The sequence below is a fragment of the Amycolatopsis heterodermiae genome, from assembly GCF_034929455.1.
Classification (GTDB): domain Bacteria; phylum Actinomycetota; class Actinomycetes; order Mycobacteriales; family Pseudonocardiaceae; genus Amycolatopsis; species Amycolatopsis heterodermiae.
The window spans coordinates 1,729,330-1,750,152 of sequence record NZ_JAYFSI010000001.1; the positions used below are offsets into that span (position 1 = coordinate 1,729,330).

The window sequence follows — 20,823 nt, forward strand, 5'->3', positions numbered from 1 at the left end:
TGCGCCCAGGCGTAGCCGTGGGAGGTAGCGACGCGAGAGAAGGTGGACGTCATGCCGGTGGAGTTCCTGGGCATCGGGGGCACGCACGACGGGTCGGAGACGCACGCCCGCTCGGGCGGGGTGTTCGACAAGGAGTACACACTGCGCCTGGCCCGCGCGCACGAGGACTTCGGCTGGGACCGCGTGCTGTTCGCGTACGGCTCGGGCTCGCCGGATCCCGCGCAGGCCGCCGCGTACGTCGCGACGAAGCTCGACAAGCTGCAGATCCTGCTCGCGCACCGGGCGAACGTCTCGTACCCGACGTTCGCCGCGAAGACGTTCGCCACGCTCGACCAGATTTCCGACGGCCGGCTCACAGTGCACTTCATCACCGGCGGCAACGACCACGAGCAGCAGCGCGAGGGCGACTACCTGACGAAGGACCAGCGCTACGGGCGCACCCGCGAGGCCATCCAGATCATCAAGAAGGCCTGGACGTCGGACGAGCCGTTCGACTTCGAGGGTGAGTACTACCGCTTCGCCGACTACGTCAGCGACGTCAAGCCGGTGCAGCAGCCGCGGCCGGGTGTCTCGTTCGGCGGCTCGTCACCCGCCGCGTACGCCGCCGGGGGCGCCGAGGCCGACATCTTCTGCCTCTGGGGCGAGCCGCTGGCCCAGACCGCCGAGCAGATCGAGTCGGTCAAGGCGGCCGCGCTGGCCGCCGGCCGCACCGACGTGCCGCGGATCCAGGTCGCGTTCCGGCCGATCATCGCCCCCACGGAGGAGCTGGCCTGGGAGAAGGCCCACCGCACGGTCGGCGCGATCAAGGACCGCACCAAGGGCGGCCAGCCGCTGACCCGCCGCCACAAGCTGACCGAGCCGGAGAACACCGGCTCCCAGCGGCTGCTGGCGGTCGCGGCCCAGGGTGAACGCTTCGACCGCGCTTTGTGGACGCCGACGGCCGCCGCGACGGGCGGCGCAGGCAACTCGAACGCGCTGGTCGGCACGCCGGAGACGGTCGCGCAGGCCCTGCTGGACTACTACGACCTCGGCGTCGAGATCCTCTCGGCCCGGGGTTACGACATGCTCGGCGACACGATCGACTTCGGCCGGTACGTCATCCCGATCGTCCGCGAAGAGGTCGCCAAGCGGGACGCGGCGCGGGCCGCCGGGACCACCCGCGCGCCCGCCGAGGACGCCCTGGCCGTCGACGGCTGATCTTCTGCTTCTCCCGGTAGCCACCTCGCCCCGCGCGAGGTGGCTACTTTTGCCTCTGGTCCTGGGCCAACGGGTACGGAATGATCCATTGGTGACTCCTGAGCGATCGGTCAAACACGGCGGGCTATCGTCTGACACGTTCGGGAAAGCTCCGTGACACCTTCGATACCGGCGAAAGAACCTAGAGATTCACCAACAGTCACGGGACACTATCGGAGGTAACACACATACCGTGACTCCCTCATGACTGGCTGGTCCTCTCGTCACCGTCGGTCATGCGAAGGACGCGGTGTGAACAAGAGGTCGGGAGAAGACGTATGGCAGCACCGCCGGACCGGATCACGTTCCGCGAGGTGTTCGGAATCGCCGAGTTCCGTGCGCTCTGGTTCGGGGAACTGCTGTCGATCGCGGGCGACCAGCTGGCGAGAGTCGCACTGTCCATCCTGGTGTTCACCGGCACCAACTCGGCCACGCTGACCGGCCTGACGTACGCCCTGACCTACGCGCCGTCCCTGTTCGGCGGCATCTTCCTCACCGGCTTCGCCGACCGCTTCCCCCGCCGCTCCGTGATGGTGCTCGTCGACCTGCTGCGGGCCGGGCTGATCCTGCTCGTCGCCCTGCCCGGCATGCCGTTCTGGCTGATGTGCGTGCTGGTCGGCGGCGTCTCCATGATCAACCCGCCGTTCAAGGCGTCCCAGCTGGCCCTGCTGCCGCAGGTGCTCGAAGGCGACCGGTTCGTCGTCGGGATGGGCATCCGCAGCATGACCGTGCAGAGCGCCCAGCTGCTCGGGTTCGCCGGCGGCGGCGCGCTGCTGATCGCGCTCGACCCGCACATCGCGCTGATCATCGACGCGGCCACGTTCGTGCTCTCCGCGCTGTTCATCCGCTTCGGCGTCCGCGCCCGGCCGGCCGCGGCGACCGGCGAGCAGCGCAAGTCCTTCTTCGCGACGCTCGGCGGCGGTGGCCGGACGGCGTTCGCGAACTCGTCGCTGCGCACCCTGGTGCTGTTCACCTGGCTGATGGGGCTCCTGCCGGTCTACGAGGGCATCGCGGCGCCGTACGTGGCGGCGTCGGGCGGTGGCCCCTCGGCGATCGGCCTGCTGCTCGCGGCCGACCCGATCGGCAGCGTCATCGCGACCTTCGTCTACACGCGCTGGGTGCCCGCGCGGCTGCGGCCGAAGCTGATCGGGCCGCTGTCGGCGCTGTGCGCCGTCCCGCTCGTGCTGTGCTTCCTGAACCCCGGGCCGGTCTCGTCGATCGTGCTGTTCATCGTCTCCGGCGGCTTCGGCACCGTCTGCCTGCTGCAGGCGACCGCGTCACTGACGCTGGCCGTGCCCGACGAGCAGCGGGCGCAGGTGATGGGCCTGTCCAACACCGGGCTGACCACGATGATGGGCGTCAGCCCGCTGATCGGCGGCGTGCTCGCGGATCAGCTGACCCCGCACGGCACCGTCGGGATCTTCGGCATCGTCGGGGTCGTGCTCACCCTGCCGCTGGCGGCGCTGTGGGCCCGGGCCCGGTCGGGCGAGCCGAGACGAGGGAACGACAAAGAAGCCGCACGCGCAGAACATGCATGACATGCCCCGCGCGTGGGCTCGACCTGCGCGACCTTGCGGTGCGCTGTGCGGTCACTGTTCTTTGCCGCGCATCGCTGGCCACCTCTCGTTCCGGTGTCAAAGAAAAAGTACACACCGATTGCCCTTGTGGACAGCAGGCAAACGGTCTGAAACTGTCTGTAAGTACTTTGTCACCGTAGATCTGCGCAAGGGGCTGGGGGAAAAATGGTCACATCGGGGGAACAGGGCGGCCAAGACTTGATTTCTCGCGTGAGGGGCTGGGCACTGTGGACCCGCCCCCGCGACTGGATCATCGCCACGCTGACCGCCATCACGGTCATGCTCACGTGGACGGCCGTTTCACTGTTGACCGTTCCGGTCACACTCGCTCAACTGGGCACGTTTGCGCTGCTCACAGGCCTGGCCGTGGCGCAGACGGAGGTCAGCAGGCGGCTGGAGCGGCAGCGCCGCATCCTCAGCCGGGGGCCGTACATCTCGATGACTTCGGTGTGGCTGCTGCCCGCCGGACTGCTGCTTCCGGCTCAGCTGGTCGCCGCACTCGGGGTCGTCCTCTACGTGTACCTCGCGTTCCGTAGTTGGTCTGGCACCCGTCCGGGTGAATTTCACCGCGTGGCCGCGAACGCGACGACGATGATCTTGTCGGCCTTCGCCGGGGGTGTTGTAGGTCACATGACCCTCGGCAGCGGTGTCGCGACCGTGACGCTGGCCGGGCTCGCCTTCTTCGCGGTCAACACCGCGCTCACCGGCCTCGGCCTCTACCTCGCCGACCCCGAGAGCGCGACCCCCGTGTCGTGCCTCGGCACCATGGACGACAACCTGCTGGAACTGTCCACCCTGTGCGTCGGCGCGCTGCTGGTGATGGTGCTCAACGAAGAGCCGCTGCTCTCGGTGCTCGTCATCCTGCCGCTGTACGTGCTGCAGCGGTCGGTGCTGATCAAGCGGCTCGAGGAGCTCGCGACCACCGACCAGAAGACGCAGCTGCTCAACGCGACCACCTGGCAGGACGGCGCCGAGCGCGAGATCTCCCGCGCGGAGCGTGAGAACGGCAGCTTCGGCGCCATGATGATCGACCTCGACCACTTCAAGCGGATCAACGACACCTACGGGCACCTCGCGGGGGACGACGTGCTCAAGGCGGTCGCGGCCGTGGTCAAGCAGGAGACCAGGGCGCACGACCTGGTCGGCCGGTTCGGTGGCGAGGAGTTCGTCGCGCTGTTGCCTTCGACGTCCAAAGCGGACGCGATCGTGACCGCGGAACGCATCAGGCAACGGGTCAGCGAGCTGATCATCAGCACCACCACCAACGAGGGCGAGGCGGTGGACATCCGAAGGCAGACGGCGTCCATCGGCGTCGCCGCGTACCCGCTCGACGGGGCGTCGATCGAGGCGGTGATGGCGTCCGCCGACGCGGCCGTCTACGCGGCCAAGCACGGCGGGCGAAACCGGGTGATCGGGTCGCCGGACCTCGAAATGGCCGTGGCTTAACCGCTTGGGGGCTCAGCGCAGCCGTTCGATGACGTCGCTCGCCTTCGTCTGGAGGCGGGCGACACCCCCGACGGTGAACTCGGTCAGCAGGTCGATCAGGGCGTCCTGGGGTGGCGGTTCGCCGTCCCAGGTCGCCTGGACCAGTGATTCGGTCATCGCGAAGAAGAGCGTGACGAGCGCCCGGTCGGCGCGTCCGGAGTCGATGCCGTGCGCGGCCCACCGCTTGGCGCTGGCTTCGGCGTAGACGACGGCCAGTCGCTCCCGCAGCCGGGTGAGAGCGGGGTCGCCCGCGCGTTCCGCGGCCCGGAGCACGCCGTAGGCCTCCGGGCTCTCGGCGACGAACGTGACCATGCCGGCGTAGCTGGCCCGTGCCCATTCCCGGAGCCCCGCCTGCGGGTCGGCCACCGACGCCTTCGCGATGGCCGCGAAGGCCCGCCCCTCGACCTCGGCCACGACCTCGGCGAACAGCGCCGTCCGGTCGCCGAACTGCTCGTAGACGGCTTGGCGCGAGACGCCGGCTTCGCGCGCGATCTGCTCGATCGTCGCGCCCTGCATCCCGTGCTGCGCGACGACCTTCGCCGTCGCCCGCAGCACGCGGGCGCGTTGCTCCCCGACGGGGAGCTTCCGCGGCCGCCCGCGCGGCGCGGGGGTGGACATGGTGACCTGCCTCACTGGTTCTACGGCCCGGTCGTGGGTGGCGATCGCGGATCGCCACCCACGACCGGTGGGTCACTTCAGGCCGGTGGCTTCCGCGGCGGCCGGGTCGGAGTCCGAGAGGAACGTCCGGCAGCGGTCGTACTCCTCGGTCTCGCCGATCTTGCCCGCGGCCTTGCCGAGCACGGCGAGGGCGCGCAGGAACCCCTGGTTCGGGCGGTGCGACCACGGCACCGGCCCGAAGCCCTTCCAGCCCGCGCGGCGCAGCTGGTCGAGCCCGCGGTGGTAGCCGGTGCGCGCGTAGGCGTAGGCGGCGACGGTTTCACCCGATTCGAAGGCCTTCTCGGCCAGCGAAGCCCACGCCTCGCTGTAGTCGGGGTGTTCGGCCGCGACGGTCGCCGGGTCGTTCCCGGCGTCGAGCGCGGCCTGGGCGGCGGTGTGCTCGGGCAGCAGCGTCGGCTCGGGGCCGAGCAGGTTGTGCGTCATGCCGCCCATTCTGCCCACGCCCGCCGGCTAGAAGAACAGGCCCGCCAGAACCCCGCCGCCGGCCAGCACCAGAGCGCCGATCAGGACAGCGGCCACAACTCGTTTCGGCATCATGGCGGCACACCTTGCCAACCGGCGCTGGGCGAAAGCAAATCGTCCACCCGTAGGGGTGAACCCTGGCGCGAAGCGCCTCCGTTGAGGGTGGTGGTGGGGAAGAAGGTCGGGGGAACCCCGATTTTGGCGTCGTTTGCCACGGTCTTGGCCCGCTCGTGACCATGACCGGCCATGATGTCCGCATGGCCAAGGCAGTGGACGTCCCGGTAGCGGACGTGATCCCGCGCAGCCCCATCGGCAAGACGCGGCTGTTCTTCTCGCGGCACTGGCACCGCGGCGCACCCGGGCAGCCGACACCGGACTGGGTGCTCCGGTTCTGCTACGGGATGTGGCTGGCGGCGTTCGCGTTCAAGCTGGTCGGTTCGTCGTGGGACATGTCGTGGCACTTCATGTGGCTGCGCGACGACCTGGCGCCGCCGCACCTGATCAACACCGTCGGCACCGTGATCATCGTCGTGCTGGTGGCGATCCACAGCTACACCGGACTCGGCGCCGACAAGACGTCGCTGCGGCTGATGCAGATCGGCCTGCTGACGTTCCTGGTCGCGGCCCCGCTGGACGTCATCAACCACCGCGTCAACGGCCTCGACCTGACCGCGTGGAGCCCGTCGCACATGATGCTCTACCTGGGCACGGGCATCATGCAGGCGGGCGTGCTGCTGGGCTGGCTGCGGCTGTCGCCGCCGGGCCGCTTCCGCACCGGCGTGCTGCTCGCGCTGTGGGCGTTCTTCCTGGAGAACACGTTCTTCCCGAACGGCCAGCAGGAGTACGGCATCCTCGGCCTGCGCGCCTGGGAGCGCGGCGCGCCGGAGGCGGAGCCGTCGCTGCTCTCGTTCGCGGCCAACCAGATCGGCCACCCGGTCGACCGGACGGCGATCCTGCACTTCACGATGCCGATCCCGGAGTGGGTCTACCCGCTGTGGGGCATCGGCGTGATGGCGCTGATCCTGGCCCTGGCCCGCCACACCCTGGGCCGCCGCTGGTCGGCGTCCTTCGTGGCGCTCGCGTACATCGCGTACCGCGCGGTGATGTGGCCGCTGCTGCTGGGCCTGGGCTTCCCGGTCTCGACGATCCCGTTCTACCTGCTCTTCGTGGGCTTGGCGGTGGACCTGGCCTTCACGATGGGCCACGGCGTGGTCCGGGCCGGCGCGGGGGCGCTGCTGGTGACGGCGTTCGGGTACGGCGCGCTGTGGGCGCAGTCGCAGTTCCGGCCGTGGGTCCTGGGTGACGCGCACACGGAGTCGGCACCCCCGGTGGCGTACTGGACGGCGGGGGTGGCCCTGGTGGCGGTGTTCGTGCTGTGGGCGACGGCTGGGCCGGTCACGCGGCGGTGGACCGCTCGACGGGTGGCGGCCTGACACCGCAAGGCACACTTGGCTCGTGAAGATCATCAGCCATCGGGAGCTGGACGAAGATTTCGCCGCGATCGCCGAGCTGCTGCCACTGCCACACCACCGCCGGCTGACGACGGAAGACCTTGTGCCGCCCACGCCGCCGGCGTTCCGACCCCGGATGCGCTGAAGGCCACCGCGAGGGATGGGGATGCCTCGTGGTGGCCTTCAGGGGCTGTGCCGCCTTCGAACGGGCTACTTGACCTTCGTGCCCGCCGAGCCGAGGGCCTGGCAGGCCTCGACCACGCGCTGGGCCATGCCGGCCTCCGCGGCCTTCAAGTACGAGCGCGGGTCGTAGACCTTCTTGTTGCCGACCTCGCCGTCGATCTTCAGGACGCCGTCGTAGTTCTTGAAGAAGTGGTCGACGATCGGGCGGGTGAACGCGTACTGCGTGTCCGTGTCGACGTTCATCTTCACCACGCCGTACGTCACCGCCTCGCGGATCTCCTCCGGGAGGGAGCCCGAGCCGCCGTGGAAGACCAGCTCGAACGGCTTCGCGCCGGCGTCGAGGCCGAGCTTCTTCGCCGCCGCTTCCTGGCCGCCCTTCAGCACGTCCGGGCGCAGCTTCACGTTGCCCGGCTTGTAGACGCCGTGGACGTTGCCGAAGGTCGCCGCCAGCAGGTAGCGGCCCTTCTCGCCGGCGCCGAGGGCGTCGATCGTCTTCAGGAAGTCGCCTTCGGCGGTGTACAGCTTCTCGTTGATCTCGGCTTCGACGCCGTCCTCTTCGCCGCCAACGACGCCGATCTCGACCTCGAGGACGATCTTCGCCGCGGCGGTCTTCGCCAGCAGCTCGGCGGCGATCTCCAGGTTCTCGTCGAGGTCGATCGCCGAGCCGTCCCACATGTGGGACTGGAACAGCGGGTTCTGGCCGTTCTTGACGCGCTCGGCCGAGATCTCGATCAGCGGGCGGACGAAGCCGTCCAGCTTGTCCTTCGGGCAGTGGTCGGTGTGCAGCGCGACGTTGACGTCGTATTTCGCCGCAACAACATTGGCGAACTCGGCGAGCGCGGTCGCGCCGACGACCATGTCCTTGACCTTCTGGCCGGACGCGAACTCGGCGCCGCCGGTGGAGAACTGGATGATCCCGTCGCTCTCCGCCTCGGCGAACCCGCGGATGGCGGCGTTCACGGTCTCGGACGAGGTCACGTTGATGGCCGGGTAGGCGAACTGGTCCGCCTTCGCCCGGTCGAGCATCTCCGCGTAGACCTCGGGGGTCGCGATGGGCATCGGTATTCCTCCTTGGCAGGGATGGGTCCCGACCGCATCGTACGAGGTGTACCGCCGCCGCACACCGGTCCCCGCTCCGAAACCACGGGAAACTTTCCCGCACGTGGAATCGGTTCAGAAGGCGTGCGTCCGGCCGCCGGCGCACCGGCGGCCGGACGAGGATCACAGCAGCTCGGAAGCCAGCGCCCGGTAGGCGGGCCACGGGTCCTCGTTCAGGACCTGGACGATCACCTGGTCCGCACCCGCCTCGAGGTGGGCCGACAGGCCGCGGGCCACCGTCGCCGCGTCGCCGTGCAGGGCGAGCGCGTCGATCAGGTGGTCGCTGCCCTCGCCTTCGAGGTCCTCGTCGGTGAAACCGAGTTTGCGCAGGTTGGCGACGTAGTTCGACAGCCCGAGGTAGTACTTGACCGTCGCCCGGCCGATCGCGCGCGCCTCGGTGGCATCCGTCGACACGACGACCTTGTGCTCCGGGGCCAGCAGCTTGCCCGCGCCGAGGATCTCGCGGGTGTCGCGCGTGTGCTCCGGCGTGGTCAGGTACGGGTGCGCGCCCGCCGTGCGCTCGCCCGACAGCGCCACGACCTTCGGGCCCAGTGCCGCCAGGGCCCGGCCCTCGACCGGGACGCCCGCCGCGTCGAGGCCGTCGAGGTAGTCGACCAGCGCCGCGAGCGGCTTCTTGTACTCCTTGGTCGCCTCGCGGTGGCCCGCGCCGACGCCGAGCAGGAAGCGGTCCGGGTACTTGCCGGCGATCCGCTCGTACGCCTTCGCGATCGACGCCGGCTCGTCCTGCCAGATGTTCACGATGCCGGTCGCGATGACCAGCGACTCCGTCGCGGCGAGCAGGTCGTCGACGGACGCGAGGTCGCCGCCGGGCGAGCCGCCCAGCCAGATCGCGCCGTAGCCGAGGGCTTCCGCGTCGGCCGCGAACTTCGCGTCGACGTTTCCGTGGTAGCGCCAGATTCCGAGCTTGCCCAGTTCGATTGCCATGGAACACTCCAACGCGTGGGATGCCGATTTTCCTCCCACCCTCCCAGCTCGTGGGAAAGCTAGCGTGGTGACATGACCAAGCTGGGCAACACCGACCTCGACGTGTACGGGCTCAACCTCGGCGGCAACGTCTTCGGCTGGACGGCCGACGAGCCGCAGTCCTTCGCCGTGCTGGACGCCTACACCGCGGCCGGCGGCAACTTCGTGGACACTTCCGACCTCTACGGCGGTGGCGGCCGCTCCGAGGAGATCCTCGGCAACTGGCTGACCGCGCGCGGCAACCGGGACGACGTCGTCGTCGCGACCAAGGTCGGCATGTGGGACGGCCGGCCGGGCCTGTCCGCGAAGAACATCCAGGCCGCGGCCGAAGACTCCTTGCGCCGCCTGCAAACCGACCACATCGACCTCTACTACGCGCACCGGGACGACCCGGACACGCCACTCGAGGAGACGCTCACCGCGTTCGACGCGCTGGTGCGCGCGGGCAAGGTCCGCCACCTCGGCGCGTCCAACTACAGCGCCGAACGGCTCGCCGACGCACTGTCCACTTCGGACAAGAACGGCCTCGCGCGGTTCGCCGTGCTGCAGCCGCACTACAACCTGGTCGAACGCGACTACGAGCACGACCTCGCCCCGCTCGTCGCGCGCGAAGGCCTCGCGACGCTGCCGTACTTCGCGCTCGCCAAGGGGTTCCTCACCGGCAAGTACCGCTCGAAGGACGAGACGGTCGACAGCCCGCGCGCCGCCCGCGCATCGTCCTATTTGGACGCGAACGGCGAGCGCGTGCTCGCGGTCCTCGACGAGGTCGCGCAGGCGCACGGCGTTTCGGTCGCCACGGTGGCACTGGCCTGGCTGCGCGTGCAGCCGACGGTCGCCGCGCCGATCGCCAGCGCCCGGACCCCCGAGCAGCTGACGGACCTGATCGCGTCCGTGACGCTCGAGCTGACCGGCGCCGAAGTCACCGCATTGAGCGAAACCTGAACCTACTATCGGGTAGCTTACTGCGGGTAAGGTGAGGTACGGTGCCCTCCAGAAGCGACGTGCGACGTCCAGGAGGGCACCGTGGCCAACCCGTTTTCGCTGTTCAGCGGCACCAAGAAGGTCGACGGCAAGGTCGTCCTGATCACCGGCGCGGCCCGCGGCATCGGCGCCGGGCTGGCCGAACGCCTCGCCGCGCGCGGCGCGAAGGTCGCCCTCGTCGGCCTCGAAGCCGAAGAGCAGCAGAAGGTCGCCGACCGGATCGGCGCCAACGCGAAGTCCTGGGAAGCCGACGTCACCAGCTGGGACGCACTGGAAGCCGCGACAGCGGGCGTGGTCGAGCACTTCGGCGGGATCGACATCGTCATCGCCAACGCCGGCATCGCGACCGCGGGCTTCGTCCGCTCGGTCGACCGGGCCGCGTTCGAGAAGGTCATCGAGGTCGACCTGCTCGGCGTCTGGCGCACGTTCCGCGTCACGCTGCCGCACGTCATCCAGCGCAAGGGCTACCTGCTGGCGATCTCCAGCCTGGCCGCGATCACGCACGCGCCGGGCATGGCGAACTACTCCGCCGCGAAGGCCGGCGTCGAAGCCTTTTCCAACAGCCTGCGCGCCGAGGTCGCCCACCTGGGTGTCAAGGTCGGCGTCGCGCACCCGACGTGGATCCGGACCGACCTGGTCGAGAGCGCCGACGCGCACCCGGTGTTCGGCAAGCTCCGCGCGTCGATGCCCGGCCTGATCGGCAAGACCTATCCGCTGGACGTCGCCCTCGACGACCTCGAAGCCGGGATCCTCAAGCGCGCCCGGACGATCCACGTGCCGCGCTGGGTCGGCGGGCTCAAGCTGATCCGCGCGTTCCTGCCGCCGATCATCGAGATCGGCTCGCGCAGCCGGGTACCTTCGGCGGACAAGGCCGCGCTCGCCGACATCGAGGCGCGCGGCGCGTTCGAGTCCGCGGTCACCGGGCACGGCGGCCGCGCGGCCACGACGAAGTCGTAGGAGCTGCGGATGTCACGTCGCGACCAGATCAGGATGACCGAGGACGAGGTGCGCGCGTACTTCGCCGAGCAGAAGGTCATCAACGTGGCCAGCGTCGGCCCGAACGGCCGCCCGCACCTCGCGCCGCTCTGGTACTACCCGCACGAGGACGGCGTCGCGACCTGGACGTACGGCACGTCGCAGAAGGCGAAGAACCTGCGCCGCCTGCCGGAGGCGACCGTGCTCATCGAGGACGGCGACAGCTACGAGAAGCTCCGCGGCATCTCGCTCGAGGCCGACGTCCAGCTCGTCGAGGACACCGAGGAAGTCACCCGGATGGGGATCACGCTCATGCAGCGTTACGCGGGCGCCAAGCCGGGCGACCCCGTACCGTCCGAGCTGAGCACCTTCATCGCAGGTCAGGCCCCCAAGCGGATCGGGCTGGTCTTCCGCCCGACGAAGATCGTCAGCTGGGACCACACGAAGCTCGGCGGGACGTACTAGTCGGTAGGTAATACTTCCAAGTAACTGTTACTTGAGGTAACGTCATCTCCGCAGTTTCCTCGAAGCAGCGGAGGCCGACAGATGACCGAGCGGTTCAAGGTCGTGATCGTGGGCACCGGGTTCTCCGGGCTCGGCCAGGCGATCCAGCTCGAAAAGGCCGGCATCCGGGACTACGTGATCCTGGAGAAGGCCGGCGAGGTGGGTGGCACCTGGCGCGACAACTCGTACCCCGGGTGCGCGTGTGACGTCCAGTCGCACATGTACTCGTTCTCGTACGAGCAGAACCCGGACTGGTCGCGGTCGTTCTCGCCGCAGCCGGAGATCTTCGACTACCTCAAGGGGGTCGCGGACAAGTACCGGCTGCGCGAGAAGATCCGCTTCGGCGTCGAGCTCACCGGCGCGCACTGGGACGAGCGGGAGCGCCGCTGGACGGCGACGACCAAGGACGGCCGGGAGTTCTCCGCGCAGTTCCTCGTCTCCGGCGTCGGCGGCCTGCACATCCCGCAGGTCCCCGAGCTGCCCGGGATCGCGAACTTCCAGGGCCAGACGTGGCACTCCGCGCAGTGGAACCACGAGTACGACCTGCGCGGCAAGCGCGTCGCCGTCGTCGGCACCGGCGCCAGCGCGGTCCAGTTCGTCCCGAAGATCGCCCCGGACGTCGCCGAGCTGACGCTCTTCCAGCGGACGCCGCCGTGGATCATGCCCAAGCCCGACCACGCGATGCCGGAGTGGTCGCAGACGCTGTTCCGCCGCGTCCCCGGCGCGCAGCGCGCCTACCGCAACGCGCTGTACTGGCTTCTCGAAGCCCGCGCCATCGGCTTCAACGGCCACCCGGGCGTCATGAAGGCCGGCGAGCTGATCGCCAAGCGGAACATCGCGAAGGGCATCACGGACCGCGCGCTGCGCAAGAAGGTCACCCCGGACTACACGATGGGCTGCAAGCGCGTCCTGATCTCCAACGACTACTACCCGGCGCTGGACCGGCCGAACGTCGACGTGAACACCTCCGGGATCAAGGAGGTCAAGGCGCATTCGATCGTCGACTCCGCCGGGGTGGAGCACGAGGTCGACGCGATCGTCTACGGCACCGGCTTCAAGGTCACCGACGCGCTGGAGTACCTGGACATCACCGGGGTCGACGGCCGCAACCTGGCCAAGGAGTGGGCCGCCGAAGGGATGCGGACGCACAAGGGCATCACGGTGTCCGGCTTCCCGAACCTCTTCTTCCTGCTCGGCCCGAACACCGCGCTGGGCCACAACTCCGTCGTCTTCATGATCGAGTCGCAGTCGCGCTACGTCGTCGACGCCATCAAGCTGGCCGACTCGCGCGGCGCCGCCGCGGTCGACGTCCGGCCGGGCGTGCAGGACGAGTTCCAGCGCGAGATCCAGGACAAGCTGGTCAAGGGCGTCTGGACGCAGGGCGGCTGCAAGAGCTGGTACCTCGACGCCAAGGGGGTCAACCGGACCATCTGGCCCGGCTTCACCTGGCGGTACTGGCTGGAGACGCGGAAGGTGGACCCCGCCGACTACGAGCTTTCCGGGCGCTCGTCATGAGCGACGAACAGTTCGTGCTGCACGCCCGGGACGTCCACTTCGACTGGGCGAGCCTGCCGATGCACTGGATCCCCGGTGAGCCGCAGGCCACGCACACCATCAACGTGCTGCACCTCGCGCTGCCCGAGGGCGAGCGCTGGTTCGTCGAGGTGTTCAAGCAGGCCGTGCCGCTGATCCGCGACGAGCGGCTCAAGCAGGACGTGCTCGGCTTCATCGGCCAGGAAGCGGTGCACGCCGAGGCGCACGACGGCGCGGCCGCGCACCTGGAGGCCGCGGGCGTGCGCGTGCGGCCGTACACCGCGCAGATGGAGTGGTTGTTCCGGAAGCTGCTCGGCGACCGCGACCTCACGGGCCAGGCCGCCGAGGAGTGGCTGGTCGAACGGCTGGGCATCGTCGCCGCGATCGAGCACTACACGGCGTTCCTCGGCCAGTGGGTGCTCGACGCGCCGCTCGCCGAGGCCGGCGCGGACCCGGTGATGCTCGACCTGCTGCGCTGGCACGGCGCGGAAGAAGTCGAACACCGGTCGGTCGCGTTCGACCTGTTCGTGCACCTCGACGGCCGCTACACCCGCCGGGTGCGCAGCATGGCCGCGGTGACGCCGGTGCTGGCCTGGGTGTTCGCCCGCGGCACGCGGTACCTGATGCGCAACGACCCGACCCGCCCGGGACGCGCGTCCCTGCGGGGTTACCGGCGGGCGGCGAAGAAGGGCCTGCTGCCGACCGGGCGCCAGCTGCTGCGCGAGATCCGGCCGTACTTCCGGAAGGCGTACCACCCGACCGAGACGGGCAACACCGACCAGGCCGTGGCCTACCTGGCTTCTTCGCCCGCCGCGCGGGCGGCGGGGTGACCCTCGGCCGGCCCACCCGGCTGGACGGCAGCGACCGGACCGACCGCCTGATGTCCACTTTGGTGGGCGTTGTCGGCGTCTACCGCAAGCTGTCCGAGTTCAGCGGGAAACGACGGCCGCCGGTGCGGGCCGTCGACCGGGACCTGCCGTTGACGGTCGAAGCGGTTCGCCCCGAAGCCGAAGGCGTCGTGAGCCTGCGCCTGGCGAACGGTGCGCCGCTGCCGAGCTGGCGGCCGGGGGCGCACGTCGACCTCGTCCTGCCGTCCGGCCGGGTGCGGCAGTACTCCCTCTGCGGCGATCCGTCCGAAAAGGACCATTACCGCATTGCCGTGCGGAAGATCGGTGCCGCGTCGGCCGAAGTGCACGCCCTGACGCCGGGTACGCGGATCACCGTGCGCGGGCCGCGGACGGCGTTCCCGCTCGTGGGCGAGGGGCCGTTCCTGTTCATCGCGGGCGGTATCGGGATCACGCCGATCCTGCCGATGGTCCGCCAGGTGGCCGCGAGCGGAGCGGACTGGCGGCTGGTCTACACCGGCCGCAGCCGCGCGTCGATGCCGTTCGTCGATGAACTGGCGGGCTATGACCGCGCCTGGATCCGCCCGGACACCGAGTACGGCATCCCGGCCTCGGGCACCGAACTCCTCGACGGCCTGCCGGAGGGCGCTTCGGTGTACTGCTGCGGCCCGGTGCCGATGATCACCGGCGTCCGGGTCGACCTCGCGCTGACCTCGGGCGCGGTGCACTTCGAACGGTTCGCGCCGCCGCCGATCGTGGCGGGCGAGCCGTTCCGGCTGACGTTGCGCCGGTCCGGACGGGTCCTGGACGTCCCGGGCGACCGGTCCGCCCTCGACGTCGTCCGCGAAGTGCTGCCCGACACGCCGTATTCGTGCCGCCAGGGTTTCTGCGGGACCTGCGCGGTGCCGACGGCCGACGGCGGATCGATGCGGATCTGCGTCGACCGCGGCCCCGCGGTGCTGGAGTTATGAGCCCTCGGGCAGCCAGGCGCCGATGACCGGCTTGAACTCGCGGACGGTCCGCTCGGCGACGACCCCCTCCAGGGCGTACGGGTCCTGGTCGAGCGTCTCTTTCAGGTGCGCGTCGTCGTCGGCCTGGTAGAGCGTGACGCCGCCGGTGCCGTCGCCGAGCGGGCCGGCGACCGCGACCCGGCCCTCTTCGGCGAGCTTGGCCAGGAAGTCGCGGTGGCGCGGGCGCACCTCCTGCAGCTTCTCCTGGACGTAGGTGATTTCGACGAGGTACCAGGCCATGTGGATCTCCGTGCTCGGACGGGCGGGATGCGACCGACGCTACTCTGTGTCCCAGTATCCGAACGCTGGCGACGCGGGGCCAACCCGATAGGCTAGGCGTGCGTCAGTACCTGTGTGAGCGCTGTGAATACCGTGAACCTGCTGACGCGGCACACCGTGCAAACCGGGGTCGAGGACAGGCAGGGGTTCATGCTCGAAGGCAATGCGGAACGCAGTGTCGAGGCGACCCTCGGCCACCTGCGGGTGATGGACGGGCCGGCGCCGGTGCAGACGCCGGCGCCCCTGAACCTCGAAGACCTGTACCGCCAGCACCGCATGCGGCTGGTCCGGCTGGCGATTCTGCTGGTCGACGAGCCCGCGACGGCGGAAGACGTGGTCCAGGAGGCCTTCACCGGCCTGCACCGCAACTGGGGGCGGTTGCGTGACGCCGCGGCCGCGGTCGGTTACCTGCGCACCGCCGTGGTCAACGGGTCGCGCAGCGTGCTGCGCCGCCGCAAGACCGCGCGGGAGTACGTGCCGCCCCACGCCGTCAACGCGCGGTCCGCGGAGAGCCTCGCGATGCTCTCCAGCGAGCACCAGGCGGTGGTCAGCGCGCTGTCCAAGCTGCCGCCCCGCCAGCGTGAGGTGCTGGTGCTCCGTTACTACGGTGGGCTGAGCGAAGCCGAAATCTCTGAGGCCGCGGGCATCTCCAAGGGTACCGTTAAGTCGACCGCCAGCCGGGCGCTCGAGGCTCTCCAGAAGGCCATGCAGACGCCACAGTGACCCGGGTGGACCATCCCGATCACTGAGTCGTATCACCATGCTTGGTCCAGACCAATATATGCTGGGGTGCGTGAGAGGCGCCGGAGATTTCGTGATCATGGGCGGCCGGGTCGTCGCCCCGGACCGTGTACTCGACGACGGCTGGCTGGCCGTCTCCGACGGGCGGATCGCCGGCGTGGGTTCCGGGACCCCGCCGTCCGGCGAGCACGTGGACGTCGGCGGGGCACTGGTCGTGCCTGGATTCGTCGATACCCACTGCCACGGCGGGGGAGGTGCTTCGTTCACCTCCCTCGATCCGGAGGAGCTCTTGACGGCGGTGCGGGCGCACCGCCGTCACGGCACCACGACCATGCTCGCCAGCCTGGTCTCCGATCCGGTGGACATCCTGCGTGAGCAGGTGGCCGCGCTGCGTGAGATCGTCCAGGACGGCGAGATCGCGGGCATCCACCTCGAGGGGCCGTTCATCTCGAAGGCCCGCTGCGGGGCCCACGACCCGGAGACGCTGCTCGAGCCGGACACCGGCACGGTCGACAAGCTGCTGCGGGCCGGCCAGGGCGCGATCCGGATGGTGACGATCGCCCCGGAGCTGTACGGCGGCGTGAAGGCCGTCCGGCAGCTGGCCGAATCGGGCGTCATCGCCGCGATCGGGCACACCGACGGCGTCGAGGAGCAGCTCCTGCCGGCGATCGACGCCGGCGCGAGCGTCGCGACCCACCTGTTCAACGGCATGCGCCCGCTGCACCACCGCGAGCCCGGCCCGGTCGGCGCGCTCCTGGACGACGAGCGCATCACGATCGAGCTGATCGTCGACCTGGTGCACCTGCACCCGACCGTGGTGCGGCTGGCCGCCAAGCACGCGGGCCGCAACCGGACCGTGCTCATCACCGACGCCATGTCGGCCACCGACGCCGCCGACGGCCGCTACACGCTGGGCCGCCTCGAGGTCGACGTGCACGACGGCGTCGCCACGCTCGCCGACAACGGTTCGCTGGCCGGCAGCACCCTGACGATGGACACCGCCTTCCGCAACCTCGTCAACGGTGCGAAACTCGGGATCCTGGACGCCGTGCACGCGACGTCCCGCCGGCCGGCCGAGCTGCTCGGCATCGCCGACCGCACGGGATCGCTGGTCCCCGGCAAGGTGGCCGACGTCGTGGTGCTCGACGCGAACCTGCGGCCGGCCAAGGTGCTGCGCCGGGGTGAATGGGTCGCCGAAGTGGGTACGGCTACCTTGAGCACCTAAATCGCAACGAGGAGACGGGTGGGATGAGCGAGCCGAAGGACCCCGAGCAGCTGCTGGCGGACGCCCTTCGCGCGCAAGCCGTCTTCGCCCCGCAGGCGTCCCCCGCCCCGGCCCGGGAATCCGAGCCGGGTACCGGCTCGGGCCCGACCGACGCCCTCACCACCCAGGCCGAGCTGCCCTCGGCCTACGGCCTGCTCTCCGGCGCGAGCGCGGACTCGCTCGAGCGGGAACGCGCCGCACTGGACGAAGCCAACGCGCCCACGACGTTCACCCCGCGCCCGGAACCCGAGCCGGAGACGGTCCGCCAGGCGACGACGGGCGCGCAGCTCCCGGCGTACTGGATCCTGATGCTCGCGGTGCTGCTCGGCCTCGCCGCGGGGTCCGTAGTGGGCCTGCTCACGCTGGTCTGAACGGGTCTTATCAGGCACTCAGGGTGACCCTGTACCGTTTTTGAGGTGATTCTCGCGCAGAGCACGGTCAACACGATGTCCCTGCTGCCGTCCTGGCTGGACCCGCAGCACTTGCTGAGCGGCTTGACGACACCGGTCCTGGCGGTGCTGTGCCTGATCATCTTCATCGAGAGCAGCATCTTCCCGGTGCTGCCCGGTGACTCCCTGCTGTTCACCGCCGGCCTGTTCATCGCGAACGGCACCCTCGACGCGTCCCTGTGGCTCGTGTGCGTGCTGGTCACGGTCGCGGCGCTGCTCGGCAACGTCGTCGGGTACTACCTCGGCTACTTCGTCGGGCCCAAGCTGTTCAGCCGGCCGGACTCGAGGTTCTTCAAGCGCGAGTACATCGACAAGACGCACGAATTCCTGGAGAAGCACGGCCCCAAGGCCGTCGTGCTGGCCCGGTTCGTGCCCTTCGTCCGCACGTTCATCACCTGGATCGCCGGCATCGGCCGGATGGACCCGAAGCGTTACTTCACGTACACGGTCATCGGCGGCATCCTCTGGGCGGCGGGCATCACGATCCTCGGCTCGCTGCTCGGCAACATCGGCTTCATCCGGGACAACGTCGACGCGATCTTCGTGCTGATCGTGCTGGTCTCGGTGGTCCCGATCCTGTTCGAGTACCTCAAGTCGCGGCGCGAGAAGAAGGCCGCGCTGACCTCGTCCGACCCCGAGGTCACGCAGCGCATCCCGCGCATCAAGGACTAGGTCAGCGAGAACATCGAGCCGGGGTTGAAGAGGTTCTCCGGGTCGAGGGCCTGCTTGATCTGGCGGTGCACGCGCATGCCGATCGGGCCGATCTCGCGCTCCAGCCACTCGCGCTTGATCTTGCCGACGCCGTGTTCGCCGGTCACCGTGCCGCCGAGCGAGAGCCCGATCTCGAGGATCTCGTCGAACGCGCGCTGGGCGCGGGCGAACTCGTCCGGGTCGTCGGGCTGGTAGACGATCGTGGGGTGCATGTTGCCGTCGCCGGCGTGGCCGACCACGGCGATCCGCAGGCCGACGTCCTCGCTGACCTTCTCGCAGCCGCGGATGAGCTCGGCGATGCGCGTGCGCGGGACGCAGACGTCGTCGGTGAGCCAGAGGCCGTAGGTCTCCAGCGCCGTCAGCACGACCCGGCGGGCCTGCAGCAGCATCCGGCCCTCTTCGAGGTCCTCGGTGGTGTAGGCGAGGTCCGCGCCGCAGTCGACGCAGATCTGCTCCAGCTTGGCGAGCTCGCGGCGGGCGACCTCGCCGCCGGCGTCGGACTGGCCGAGCAGCAGGGCCTGGCAGTCCGAACCCGCGCCGAGGTCCGTCTTGAGGTAGGTCTCGGACGCCTTGATCGAGGACGCGTCCATGATCTCCAGCAGCGACGGCACGAGCCCTTCGCGGACGACGCGCGCGACGGCCTCACCGGCGGCTTCGGCGGTGGTGAAGCCCGCGACGAACGTCGCCGGCGCCTGCGGCAGCGGCTTGAGCTGGACGGTCGCCTGCGTGATGACCCCGAGCGTGCCCTCGCTACCGACGAACAGCCGCGCGAGGTCGTACCCGGCGACGCCCTTGACGGTCCGGCGCCCGGTCCTGAGGATCTCGCCGTCCGCCAGCACGACCTCGAGGCCGAGGACGGAGTCGGTGGTGACGCCGTACTTCACGCAGCAGAGGCCGCCGGCGTTGGTGGAGAGGTTGCCGCCGAGGGTGCACCAGTCGTAGCTGGACGGGTCCGGCGGGTAGAAGAGGCCGTGCTTCTCGACGGCGTTGCGGAAGTCCAGGTTGACGACCCCCGGCTGGACGACGGCCAGCCGGTTCCCCGGGTCGATCTCGACGATCTCGTTGAGCTTGGTCAGCGCGAGCACCACGCAGCCGTCGATGGCGTTCGCGGCACCGGAGAGGCCACTCCCGGCCCCACGCGGCACGATCGGCACCTTCGCCGCGGCACAGGCCTTCACGACGGCCTGCACCTGCTCGGTGTTCTCGGGCAGCACCACGGCGAGCGGCACCCCGGAGGGCGCGAGCGGCATCATGTCGCGCGAGTACGACGCCGTGACGTCGGAATCGGTGAGCACGGCGCTCTTGCCGAGCAGGTCGCGGAGCCGGGTGACCAAAGCTTCGTCGCTCATAGCCTCATGGTAAGCCCGGATAGTCCGCACTGCGGAAATCTTCTTTCGAATCTGCCCGGTTCAGCGCAATGCCGTGAAGGGCGCGCAGTGCGGGTCCGCGACCACGAACCCCGCCCGGCAGCTCGCCAGCAGCGCGGCCGCGACCACGTCAGGGCAGCGCGGACCAGACCGAACCCCGCCCGTCGGCCACCCGGCCCCGCGACCTGCAGCGTAATGCCGTGAACGGCGCGCAACGCGGGACCGCGATCCCCGCCAGGCGGTCGCCCAGCCCGCGCGGCCGTGACCACTTCGAGGCAGCGCGCAACAGGCCGAACCCGCCCGTCGGCCACCCAGCCCCCGCGGCCTGCAGCGTAATGCCGTGAAGGGCACCTTCAAGACATACAAGCCACGAGGGTGCCCTTCACGACATTCGCCGGCCTCGGCGTCAGCGGATCACGCCGAAGACCTTGTCCAGGTGCAGCGTCAGCAACACCCGCTGGTCCGTGACCATCGCCTCGCGGTACTCGTCCCAGTTCGGGTGCTCGCCCGCCGCCCGGCGGTAATAGCCGACCAGGCCCTCGACCGTCGCGTCGTCCGGGGTGGCGGCCGGGGCGGTCAGCTCCGCGTGCGCCTCGGCGACCACGTAGCTCCAGCCGTCCTCGCTGCTCACGTGGTAGGTGACGCGCGGGTCGCGGCGCATGTTCTTCGTCTTGGCCCGGGTCTCGGTGATCGACGTGGTGATCGTGTCCGTCTCCGGGTTGTAGAGGTGGGTGATGGTGGACAGCTGCGGCCGGCCGTCGCGGCGGATCGTCGCGAGGACGCCGTGGCGGTGCGAGGTGATGAAGTCCCTCAACGCTGTGTCGTCGGTCATACCCCTACCAACCCGTCGCCGTCCCCTTTGTTCCGCACCGCGGAGGACGCCGCTCACCGCCGGGTGACACCCAAAAATGCAGCTCAGTGGGCCCGAACCCGGCAGAAGAGACAAACTGGGGCAGGTAAATCTGCTTGCATACGGCAACTAAAGTGTGTTGAGACACATCGTCGTGTTC

The 20,823-nt window shown here is 69.7% G+C and carries 22 protein-coding genes; 15 read left to right on the forward strand and 7 right to left on the reverse strand.

Features of this window, described 5'->3' with window-relative positions:
• Window positions 1-51: 51 nt before the first annotated feature.
• The 3 genes from VA596_RS08490 (at window position 52) to VA596_RS08500 (ending at window position 4,259) form a co-directional block, all read left to right on the forward strand.
• A complete protein-coding gene (locus VA596_RS08490) occupies window positions 52-1,197 on the forward strand; it encodes an LLM class flavin-dependent oxidoreductase (protein ID WP_323324764.1) in 1,146 nt (381 codons plus the stop codon).
• 317 nt (window positions 1,198-1,514) lie between these two features.
• A complete protein-coding gene (locus tag VA596_RS08495; protein ID WP_323324766.1) occupies window positions 1,515-2,774 on the forward strand; it encodes an MFS transporter in 1,260 nt (419 codons plus the stop codon).
• A 318-nt stretch (window positions 2,775-3,092) separates the two neighbouring features.
• Window positions 3,093-4,259, forward strand: coding sequence for a GGDEF domain-containing protein (locus VA596_RS08500; protein ID WP_323325725.1), 1,167 nt, complete (start codon window positions 3,093-3,095; stop codon window positions 4,257-4,259).
• A 12-nt stretch (window positions 4,260-4,271) separates the two neighbouring features.
• On the opposite strand, the gene VA596_RS08505 is transcribed toward VA596_RS08500, so the two are convergent.
• Window positions 4,272-4,916 carry a TetR/AcrR family transcriptional regulator gene (locus tag VA596_RS08505; protein WP_323324768.1) on the reverse strand — a complete coding sequence of 215 codons (645 nt, stop codon included), beginning with the start codon at window positions 4,914-4,916 and terminating at the stop codon, window positions 4,272-4,274.
• A 72-nt stretch (window positions 4,917-4,988) separates the two neighbouring features.
• A complete protein-coding gene (locus VA596_RS08510; RefSeq protein ID WP_323324770.1) occupies window positions 4,989-5,399 on the reverse strand; it encodes a DUF3151 domain-containing protein in 411 nt (136 codons plus the stop codon).
• Between the two features lie 296 nt (window positions 5,400-5,695).
• Between VA596_RS08510 and VA596_RS08515 the strand changes: the two genes are divergently transcribed.
• Together VA596_RS08515 and VA596_RS08520 are read left to right on the forward strand one after the other, a co-directional pair.
• Window positions 5,696-6,871 carry a hypothetical protein gene (locus tag VA596_RS08515; RefSeq protein ID WP_323324772.1) on the forward strand — a complete coding sequence of 392 codons (1,176 nt, stop codon included), beginning with the start codon at window positions 5,696-5,698 and terminating at the stop codon, window positions 6,869-6,871.
• A 22-nt stretch (window positions 6,872-6,893) separates the two neighbouring features.
• Window positions 6,894-7,034 carry a hypothetical protein gene (locus VA596_RS08520; RefSeq protein WP_323324774.1) on the forward strand — a complete coding sequence of 47 codons (141 nt, stop codon included), beginning with the start codon at window positions 6,894-6,896 and terminating at the stop codon, window positions 7,032-7,034.
• 65 nt (window positions 7,035-7,099) lie between these two features.
• Here VA596_RS08520 and fbaA read toward each other — a convergent pair whose 3' ends face one another.
• Both fbaA and VA596_RS08530 read right to left on the reverse strand, forming a co-directional pair.
• Complete coding sequence (fbaA, locus tag VA596_RS08525) at window positions 7,100-8,131, reverse strand: class II fructose-bisphosphate aldolase (RefSeq protein ID WP_323324776.1); 1,032 nt, start codon at window positions 8,129-8,131, stop codon at window positions 7,100-7,102.
• A gap of 162 nt (window positions 8,132-8,293) precedes the next feature.
• Window positions 8,294-9,115, reverse strand: a complete 822-nt coding sequence (locus VA596_RS08530) for an LLM class F420-dependent oxidoreductase (protein WP_323324778.1) — start codon at window positions 9,113-9,115, stop codon at window positions 8,294-8,296.
• A gap of 72 nt (window positions 9,116-9,187) precedes the next feature.
• Here VA596_RS08530 and VA596_RS08535 point away from each other — a divergent pair, with 72 nt between their 5' ends.
• The 6 genes from VA596_RS08535 (at window position 9,188) to VA596_RS08560 (ending at window position 14,963) form a co-directional block, all read left to right on the forward strand.
• On the forward strand, window positions 9,188-10,096 hold the full coding sequence (locus VA596_RS08535) for an aldo/keto reductase (protein ID WP_323324780.1): 909 nt from the start codon (window positions 9,188-9,190) through the stop codon (window positions 10,094-10,096).
• 81 nt (window positions 10,097-10,177) lie between these two features.
• Entirely contained in the window at window positions 10,178-11,092 is a 915-nt protein-coding gene (locus tag VA596_RS08540; RefSeq protein WP_323324782.1) for an SDR family oxidoreductase, read from the forward strand.
• Between the two features lie 9 nt (window positions 11,093-11,101).
• A complete protein-coding gene (locus tag VA596_RS08545) occupies window positions 11,102-11,575 on the forward strand; it encodes a pyridoxamine 5'-phosphate oxidase family protein (RefSeq protein WP_323324784.1) in 474 nt (157 codons plus the stop codon).
• Between the two features lie 81 nt (window positions 11,576-11,656).
• Window positions 11,657-13,129 (forward strand): flavin-containing monooxygenase, encoded by a 1,473-nt coding sequence (locus VA596_RS08550; protein ID WP_323324786.1) that lies wholly within the window; start codon window positions 11,657-11,659, stop codon window positions 13,127-13,129.
• On the forward strand, window positions 13,126-13,977 hold the full coding sequence (locus tag VA596_RS08555) for a metal-dependent hydrolase (protein ID WP_323324788.1): 852 nt from the start codon (window positions 13,126-13,128) through the stop codon (window positions 13,975-13,977). Before VA596_RS08550 ends, VA596_RS08555 begins: the two co-directional genes overlap by 4 nt.
• Before the next feature lie 50 nt (window positions 13,978-14,027).
• Window positions 14,028-14,963, forward strand: coding sequence for a PDR/VanB family oxidoreductase (locus VA596_RS08560; protein WP_410171871.1), 936 nt, complete (start codon window positions 14,028-14,030; stop codon window positions 14,961-14,963).
• Here VA596_RS08560 and VA596_RS08565 read toward each other — a convergent pair.
• Window positions 14,958-15,242 carry a YciI family protein gene (locus VA596_RS08565; RefSeq protein ID WP_323324792.1) on the reverse strand — a complete coding sequence of 95 codons (285 nt, stop codon included), beginning with the start codon at window positions 15,240-15,242 and terminating at the stop codon, window positions 14,958-14,960. The two genes, VA596_RS08560 and VA596_RS08565, sit on opposite strands and share 6 nt — an antisense overlap.
• Window positions 15,243-15,431: 189 nt before the next feature.
• Here VA596_RS08565 and VA596_RS08570 point away from each other — a divergent pair, with 189 nt between their 5' ends.
• From VA596_RS08570 to VA596_RS08585, 4 genes are all read left to right on the forward strand, one after another.
• Entirely contained in the window at window positions 15,432-16,004 is a 573-nt protein-coding gene (locus tag VA596_RS08570) for a SigE family RNA polymerase sigma factor (protein ID WP_323325727.1), read from the forward strand.
• A 91-nt stretch (window positions 16,005-16,095) separates the two neighbouring features.
• Entirely contained in the window at window positions 16,096-17,247 is a 1,152-nt protein-coding gene (gene nagA / locus VA596_RS08575; RefSeq protein ID WP_323325729.1) for an N-acetylglucosamine-6-phosphate deacetylase, read from the forward strand.
• 23 nt (window positions 17,248-17,270) lie between these two features.
• Entirely contained in the window at window positions 17,271-17,657 is a 387-nt protein-coding gene (locus VA596_RS08580) for a hypothetical protein (protein WP_323324794.1), read from the forward strand.
• 45 nt (window positions 17,658-17,702) lie between these two features.
• Complete coding sequence (locus VA596_RS08585) at window positions 17,703-18,407, forward strand: DedA family protein (RefSeq protein ID WP_323324796.1); 705 nt, start codon at window positions 17,703-17,705, stop codon at window positions 18,405-18,407.
• Here VA596_RS08585 and VA596_RS08590 read toward each other — a convergent pair.
• Together VA596_RS08590 and VA596_RS08595 are read right to left on the reverse strand one after the other, a co-directional pair.
• Window positions 18,404-19,795 (reverse strand): FAD-binding oxidoreductase, encoded by a 1,392-nt coding sequence (locus tag VA596_RS08590; protein WP_323324798.1) that lies wholly within the window; start codon window positions 19,793-19,795, stop codon window positions 18,404-18,406. The two genes, VA596_RS08585 and VA596_RS08590, sit on opposite strands and share 4 nt — an antisense overlap.
• A 424-nt stretch (window positions 19,796-20,219) precedes the next feature.
• Window positions 20,220-20,645, reverse strand: coding sequence for a PPOX class F420-dependent oxidoreductase (locus VA596_RS08595; RefSeq protein WP_323324800.1), 426 nt, complete (start codon window positions 20,643-20,645; stop codon window positions 20,220-20,222).
• Window positions 20,646-20,823 lie beyond the last annotated feature (178 nt).

Bases quoted from the DNA above. Each gene is read 5' to 3' on its own strand.
- VA596_RS08500 (WP_323325725.1), top strand. From the start codon at position 3,093: ATGCTCACGTGGACGGCCGTTTCACTGTTGACCGTTCCGGTCACACTC.
- VA596_RS08490 (WP_323324764.1), top strand. From the start codon at position 52: ATGCCGGTGGAGTTCCTGGGCATCGGGGGCACGCACGACGGGTCGGAG.
- VA596_RS08595 (WP_323324800.1), bottom strand. From the start codon at position 20,645: ATGACCGACGACACAGCGTTGAGGGACTTCATCACCTCGCACCGCCAC.
- VA596_RS08515 (WP_323324772.1), top strand. From the start codon at position 5,696: ATGGCCAAGGCAGTGGACGTCCCGGTAGCGGACGTGATCCCGCGCAGC.
- VA596_RS08560 (WP_410171871.1), top strand. From the start codon at position 14,028: ATGTCCACTTTGGTGGGCGTTGTCGGCGTCTACCGCAAGCTGTCCGAG.
- VA596_RS08535 (WP_323324780.1), top strand. From the start codon at position 9,188: ATGACCAAGCTGGGCAACACCGACCTCGACGTGTACGGGCTCAACCTC.
- VA596_RS08530 (WP_323324778.1), bottom strand. From the start codon at position 9,115: ATGGCAATCGAACTGGGCAAGCTCGGAATCTGGCGCTACCACGGAAAC.
- VA596_RS08580 (WP_323324794.1), top strand. From the start codon at position 17,271: ATGAGCGAGCCGAAGGACCCCGAGCAGCTGCTGGCGGACGCCCTTCGC.
- VA596_RS08505 (WP_323324768.1), bottom strand. From the start codon at position 4,916: ATGTCCACCCCCGCGCCGCGCGGGCGGCCGCGGAAGCTCCCCGTCGGG.
- VA596_RS08545 (WP_323324784.1), top strand. From the start codon at position 11,102: ATGTCACGTCGCGACCAGATCAGGATGACCGAGGACGAGGTGCGCGCG.
- VA596_RS08555 (WP_323324788.1), top strand. From the start codon at position 13,126: ATGAGCGACGAACAGTTCGTGCTGCACGCCCGGGACGTCCACTTCGAC.
- VA596_RS08495 (WP_323324766.1), top strand. From the start codon at position 1,515: ATGGCAGCACCGCCGGACCGGATCACGTTCCGCGAGGTGTTCGGAATC.
- VA596_RS08570 (WP_323325727.1), top strand. From the start codon at position 15,432: ATGCTCGAAGGCAATGCGGAACGCAGTGTCGAGGCGACCCTCGGCCAC.
- VA596_RS08590 (WP_323324798.1), bottom strand. From the start codon at position 19,795: ATGAGCGACGAAGCTTTGGTCACCCGGCTCCGCGACCTGCTCGGCAAG.
- VA596_RS08510 (WP_323324770.1), bottom strand. From the start codon at position 5,399: ATGACGCACAACCTGCTCGGCCCCGAGCCGACGCTGCTGCCCGAGCAC.
- fbaA (WP_323324776.1), bottom strand. From the start codon at position 8,131: ATGCCCATCGCGACCCCCGAGGTCTACGCGGAGATGCTCGACCGGGCG.
- VA596_RS08565 (WP_323324792.1), bottom strand. From the start codon at position 15,242: ATGGCCTGGTACCTCGTCGAAATCACCTACGTCCAGGAGAAGCTGCAG.
- VA596_RS08550 (WP_323324786.1), top strand. From the start codon at position 11,657: ATGACCGAGCGGTTCAAGGTCGTGATCGTGGGCACCGGGTTCTCCGGG.